General features: G+C 54.1%; 9 protein-coding genes and 1 pseudogene. All 10 read left to right on the forward strand.

The genetic code is table 11. The annotated features are described in order from the left end of the window. Positions 1-83 precede the first annotated feature (83 nt). The 10 genes and pseudogenes from B2R17_RS13600 to B2R17_RS13640 all read left to right on the forward strand — a co-directional run bounded on the left by B2R17_RS13600 (position 84) and on the right by B2R17_RS13640 (position 5,269). On the forward strand, positions 84-668 hold the full coding sequence (locus B2R17_RS13600; protein WP_286764410.1) for a DUF1559 domain-containing protein: 585 nt from the start codon (positions 84-86) through the stop codon (positions 666-668). A gap of 130 nt (positions 669-798) precedes the next feature. Next, positions 799-996: pseudogene (locus tag B2R17_RS28410) on the forward strand (hypothetical protein); the annotation flags it as partial. A gap of 63 nt (positions 997-1,059) precedes the next feature. After that, positions 1,060-1,329 (forward strand): hypothetical protein, encoded by a 270-nt coding sequence (locus B2R17_RS13605; RefSeq protein ID WP_286764411.1) that lies wholly within the window; start codon positions 1,060-1,062, stop codon positions 1,327-1,329. Positions 1,330-1,495: 166 nt separating this feature from the next. Then, the gene (locus tag B2R17_RS13610; protein WP_286764412.1) at positions 1,496-1,762 is read left to right on the forward strand and encodes a hypothetical protein; all 267 of its coding nucleotides are present in this window, start codon (positions 1,496-1,498) and stop codon (positions 1,760-1,762) included. Positions 1,763-1,996: 234 nt separating this feature from the next. Then, positions 1,997-2,479: a hypothetical protein gene (locus tag B2R17_RS13615; RefSeq protein ID WP_286764413.1), complete on the forward strand. Its 483-nt coding sequence runs from the start codon at positions 1,997-1,999 to the stop codon at positions 2,477-2,479. A gap of 101 nt (positions 2,480-2,580) precedes the next feature. Further along, positions 2,581-3,060, forward strand: a complete 480-nt coding sequence (locus B2R17_RS13620) for a DUF3750 domain-containing protein (protein ID WP_286764414.1) — start codon at positions 2,581-2,583, stop codon at positions 3,058-3,060. Between the two features lie 68 nt (positions 3,061-3,128). After that, positions 3,129-3,560, forward strand: a complete 432-nt coding sequence (locus B2R17_RS13625; protein WP_286764415.1) for a hypothetical protein — start codon at positions 3,129-3,131, stop codon at positions 3,558-3,560. A gap of 77 nt (positions 3,561-3,637) precedes the next feature. Continuing rightward, entirely contained in the window at positions 3,638-4,009 is a 372-nt protein-coding gene (locus B2R17_RS13630) for a hypothetical protein (protein ID WP_286764416.1), read from the forward strand. A 188-nt stretch (positions 4,010-4,197) separates the two neighbouring features. Further along, positions 4,198-4,557: a hypothetical protein gene (locus B2R17_RS13635; protein ID WP_286764417.1), complete on the forward strand. Its 360-nt coding sequence runs from the start codon at positions 4,198-4,200 to the stop codon at positions 4,555-4,557. Between the two features lie 130 nt (positions 4,558-4,687). After that, complete coding sequence (locus tag B2R17_RS13640; protein ID WP_286764418.1) at positions 4,688-5,269, forward strand: DUF6714 family protein; 582 nt, start codon at positions 4,688-4,690, stop codon at positions 5,267-5,269. The last annotated feature ends 28 nt before the right edge of the window (positions 5,270-5,297 follow it).

The following is a 5,297-nucleotide window of genomic DNA, read 5'->3' on the forward strand; positions in this document are numbered from 1 at the left end:
CGTACCGGGTGACGCGTGACGTTCTGTCGATAGAATGAGCTGCAATGCGATGGAGACTCTTACTTGCGATATGCGTAACGCCATTGTTGATTGGCGCGGTCATTTTCGTAGTAGATGCCCGTCGGACCGCGGCGAGGATGCGTGCCCAAGGACGGTTGAGCCAGCTTCATCTGGCACTGCTGAACTACCAGACTGTGAACGGTGTTCTTCCCGGTCGAAACGTGACGGATTCAAACGGTCGACCTCTCTGTTCTTGGGTCGGCTCAATTCTGCCGTACATTGAACAACATGAAATTGCAGGCTCATTCGACATCTCCCAATCATGGAATTCGCCGCGGAACAAGAAATCGCTCGCGAGCGGCGAGAAATTCTGGAATTGGTACACTGAGGACGGGTACTTCATCAGTGCTTTCTATGGTGCTGATTCGATGTGGGATGCCAACGGAACTCCACTCGGAAAACTCGCTGACTATCCCACCAGTGTTTTGCTCGTAGCGACAGCTATTGATGGCGTTCACCCATTGGAACCCTTCTCCTTGTCAGAAGAGGGGCTTCGCGAACTCGTAGCGGCTGGTCATAAAGTGTTGTACGTTGATGCAGGTCGTTTTCATGGAACTGTAAAGCTTGAAGGCGAGTCGCTCGTCTTTGCTCGTGGCATGATGCAATAGATGACAGAACCATGCGATGAACCGAAGTCGCGGAGTCGTCGTTTTTGGCAATGGAAAATCAATCGCCGCGACTCGGTTATCGCTGCCGTTCGCCGACTAAAGCTTCCAACGTCATTGAGGCGACAACGCGATGAATGCGTTGACCAAAACGACTGACGATCGTCCGCTACCTGATCCAGCGCTAGCCGATTTAGTTCCGCTATCCGTTGCTGACGAATTCCGCGTCGTTCCGTTTCAGTTACTTGGAGGCGTACTCGTCTTCGCTGGCCCACAACGCGTTGCAGAAAAGGAACTTGAACGTCTTGGGTTCATTCTGAATCGCAAGGTCCACTGCACAGTCAGGCCTGACGAATGGTATGAACATGCAAGGGCGAGGCTCCACGCAACCAGTATGGATACGGCTGATTCCGCTGAACGCAGTGTTTCGTACTACTGGGGCGGGTGGTACTACTGGGATGGCGACACTTTGGTCGCGAAAGCGAGTGGTTGGGAAGCCATGTCGCACTGGACGGGCGTCGAGCGATTCCCGCCCGAACACGAAGACCACGATTTAATGTGCTGGCTCCTCAATTGCAAATCCTATCGACGTGTAATTGACCGATCAGAAATTCCAAGAATCCGGCGAGTGTGGCGTCGTTGGCTTGCTCGCAAAGAATTGTGATCGCTTGCCCCTTCGATGCTTTATACTCACAAAAAACACGGCGAACCATGCGATGATACGGAGCGGCGGTAGTCGCCGCTCACGAATGGAAAATCAACTGCCGCCGCCCGCATATCGCTACCGTTCGCCGACAATAAACTTCGCAGAGCTGGATCGAGACGCGTCAATGTTTGCTTCAAAAACTGTTGTGTCGTTCGCCTTTGCGGGATTCTGCATTGCCATAGTCCTTGGTGTGCGCCGTTGGGTTAGTGAAAGAGAGATTCGAACCGGTCGACGGTGGCACGGACTTGATCCATTCGGGCAATACGGAAATGGACGCATCGCACGCATTGACTCTCCAATTCAGTATTGGACTTGCGTTGCCATGATGGCATCTGCTGCTGCGGTTTTCGGACTTGCGGCATTGATTGTTCTATTTATTCCTAACGGTTGATGACCGACCGAAGTTCACTCGTTAGATTCGGATTGCACAAGCAAAGAAACTTCCAGTGTCATGACGTGGTAGTGGTGCACCATCATGCTGCGCGTTCCGGTGTGGGGCCGTCATTTGCTGCACCTGCGAGGGCGACGAACCATGACATGCACGGGAGGACGGCCTGCGAGGTTTTTGAAGTGGAAAGTCTTCCGTCCGTCCCCCGTGATGTCTAACGTTCGTCGGGAGAATACGATGATCCGACACCTGATGCTTACAGTTATGACCGTTTGCCTGCTAACGCATGCCACGGCGACTGAACCACCGCTGGTTGAGGTGAAGCATGTCGACTACAAATCGATTACGAAAGCAAACGACTGGATTGGCTTGCATTTTCCGGATGCCATACCAAGAGGTTCCGTTTCGCGGATAATCTTGACCCAGCTAAAGCCAGTTGGAATTCCCGGCACCGCTGACGACGAGTTAACTGAACAGCAAACCCGTGAAATAGCGTCCGGATTAGCTCGCACACTGTTTTCTGAAACAGGTGCGATGCAGGAATGGGGGAAATTAGCGGAAGAAGGGGAGATGGCAGAGCTCGTCATTGTCACAAAATCAGGTGAAATCTTCTTCGTGGACGCGCTACGGAAAACGGGGGAAGAGAACGCAAACGCTTTCATTCTTCGTGGCTCTGGATTCTCCGTTAGGCTCCCAGTTGTCGGTGTCTCGGAAGAGTAAATCTGACGAACCATCGCGTGCACCCGAGCACGCGAATCAGGCAAATTTGAAATGGAAAATCTCTCGCGCGTGCCGGGTGACGCGTGACGTTCGCCCAACTAATGTCGTCGCATCCTGACACAATCGTTGACCTTTGGACGGCACGGATTCCGGGAATCGGTCGGCTTGCAGAACATCACTGGCTCGTCGTTTGCCGCGATGGTTCCGCTGACCGCTGGGAGGTTTGGCAAACCGCCACGGACTGCGAAACGTCTTGGGGCCATCTGCACCGAAATCTGATGCGGCCTTCTTCCGGTGTTGGCAATGGCCCGGGTCGCATGATTCATCGATGGACCGCTGATGATGCCGTCTATCTCGCCACCAGGATCGAATCGACTCCGACTGTCTACCCGTGGAATGATCGCTACCGAATTTACCCCGGCCCGAACAGCAATACCTACGTCCAATGGGTGCTCGGTCCACTGTATACTCTGGGCTGGCGGGGATTTGGGCGGCGGTACGCAACTCCTTCCCGCATCGCCAAGATGTGGGCGAACTATGCCGTGCACCGGAGCGGCAGCAAGGCGTTTTCAGATGTTTAGTTTTTCTCTCGCCGCCCGGTGACGGCGGTCGTTCCCCGACTGAAGTCCAAACAGCCTCTTGACGATCGTTGACTGACAACGCGACGCCCAACCCATACCAGCCGCCAGCGACGGTTCCCTCGACACACAATCGTCTTTCTCGATTGGTCACGTTTCTACGGCGTTTTCCGTGGACGACGGCTTCGCGTTTCTCGCGAGGTGGACTGCTCATCGTTGACGGCATCGCTTTCTACCTCGATCCCAAAGACACATCGATTGCATTTGCTGCTTCACCTTCCACAACCCACACTAACGAACGCATGAATTTGATCGTGGCAGAGGCGATTCGCGTTCTTCCAATGCTCCTCGCCGAGTCACCGAGCTTGACGCAAATTCTTCGTGGACGCAAACTAGTTGTTCGGATGCTCGATGATTACTCCAACTCGTCGAATGCCGTGATTCGCGAACAGGTGCTCGACTGGGATATACTCAGTGGCATCATCGATGGCGATTCAAACTGAGCGGGGAACAATGACATGCACGGGAGCACGGCTTGCGGCGTTTTTCGCAATGGATAGTCAACTCTCCGTGCCCCGTGATGTCCGACGTTCCCCGACTGAAAACAATCGCGAACACAATTTCCGTGTCGTTTAGACGCAAATCAAACCTAAACACGCAGTGGCGACAATTCGTCGCTCGACACGCTGACGCAGTTGCGGAACTCCAGCGTCTAGCATACTGGCTGGAAACGCCCGATCGCTTTGACGACCTGCTTCAACACGGCAATCTCGTTTTGGAGGACTCGCCTGCCTCGCTAAACGATTTGTCGGCGCGGGAATGGCAACACCTTCGGACAATTGTTGCTTCATACTCGGTTGATTGGCAATCGTACTTCGTCCGCACAATGTACGTTGCGTACTACGCGGAGCATGACCGCCGGTGTGCTGACGGTGTGTCGCCGGATTCGTGATGGTGGCGTGATTTGTCGGCGATCACTGGGCTTGATATGATTGGGTCGATGCCACACTTAGTGGTGGGCGTTTCTCCGCTGCGATAGCGGGGAACCATGGGTTGAACGGGAGATCGCGAGCACGATTTGCGAAGTTGACGATCTTCCGCGCGATCCCCGTTAACCCTAACGTTATCCGAATGAAGCCCATGCGCATTTTGCGTAACGCCGCACTCTCCATTTTCGTTGCCGCTGCTCTCTGGTGGAACGGCTACTCGTTGTTCTCGGTGCTGCTGGGGACAATCGCAATCCTGACGGTGTTTTCTATGATGTACTCCGTTGGCGACTCGATAGAACGCTGGACCGGACGATCTGCAGCGAGAAACGCGCGATCCGATACGGCGTACTACGCAATCTCGATCTCGGGTATTCTGCTATTTTTGTATTTGGTGCCTGATGCTGGCGTTTTGCTCTCAATGCTTGCGTTCGGCATCACGATGACAACTGGGCGAATCGCGGGGCAACTGCTATTCGGTTATCGTGGTTCTCCGGCGGCACTTCCTGATTGACGCAACCGAAAACAGATGATCAACCCGTGGGCCGGAGCCGGGCTTGCGTGCGGTCTGGCAATGGTTGACTTTTCACTTCCGGCCCGGTGACGGGCAACGTTACCCCAATGAATGTGGATGCGTTTATTCAATGACCGACGATCGTTGCTTTCGCATCGACGAAATGGACCTTGACGAGCTTCGTGACCGAACTCGAGATCAAACGCTGATTGACGCGTTCTCGAATTGGATACGCAACTTCGCGCCGCATGTGGACGAGGTGATCGCCAAGATTTCAGCCGCATTTGCTGACATTAAACTCCGCGACGGTATTGGACTTTTTGAGGCTACCGGATTGGACGACTACGCATCCGATGAAGAACTGCGTCGGCTTCGTGCGTCAGACGAGAAACTTGACTGGAAGCGAATCTCCGCCGCTGACCTGTCGCGGTGCTACTGCTCGCCATGGTTCTTCGATCCGCAGGGTTTTGTTTTTCACCTCCCAGCCTTCCTGATCGCCGAACTGAACGACGAACATCCGTATGGATTCATCGATCGGATATATCGCACAGAAGAACATCCAGAGGGCTGGCGGGCACTTTTGACTAACAAACAGCGGGGTGCGATAATCTTGGTGCTGGAACTGATTCGAGAGCACCCCGACTACCAGCATGAATTGGATGACATTGACGCGTCGCTCGACCGATTCAGGGGCGCACAAAGCATGGGGTAACAATCGCGATCGGGATAGGGGCCCGGTT

The sequence above is a fragment of the Rhodopirellula sp. UBA1907 genome (assembly GCF_002337565.1).
Lineage (GTDB): Bacteria > Planctomycetota > Planctomycetia > Pirellulales > Pirellulaceae > Rhodopirellula > Rhodopirellula europaea.

Excerpts from the sequence above, each read along its gene's own strand:
- B2R17_RS13605 (WP_286764411.1), top strand. The coding sequence starts at position 1,060 with ATGGATACGGCTGATTCCGCTGAACGCAGTGTTTCGTACTACTGGGGC.
- B2R17_RS13610 (WP_286764412.1), top strand. The coding sequence starts at position 1,496 with ATGTTTGCTTCAAAAACTGTTGTGTCGTTCGCCTTTGCGGGATTCTGC.
- B2R17_RS13615 (WP_286764413.1), top strand. The coding sequence starts at position 1,997 with ATGATCCGACACCTGATGCTTACAGTTATGACCGTTTGCCTGCTAACG.
- B2R17_RS13620 (WP_286764414.1), top strand. The coding sequence starts at position 2,581 with ATGTCGTCGCATCCTGACACAATCGTTGACCTTTGGACGGCACGGATT.
- B2R17_RS13630 (WP_286764416.1), top strand. The coding sequence starts at position 3,638 with ATGTCCGACGTTCCCCGACTGAAAACAATCGCGAACACAATTTCCGTG.
- B2R17_RS13635 (WP_286764417.1), top strand. The coding sequence starts at position 4,198 with ATGCGCATTTTGCGTAACGCCGCACTCTCCATTTTCGTTGCCGCTGCT.
- B2R17_RS13640 (WP_286764418.1), top strand. The coding sequence starts at position 4,688 with ATGACCGACGATCGTTGCTTTCGCATCGACGAAATGGACCTTGACGAG.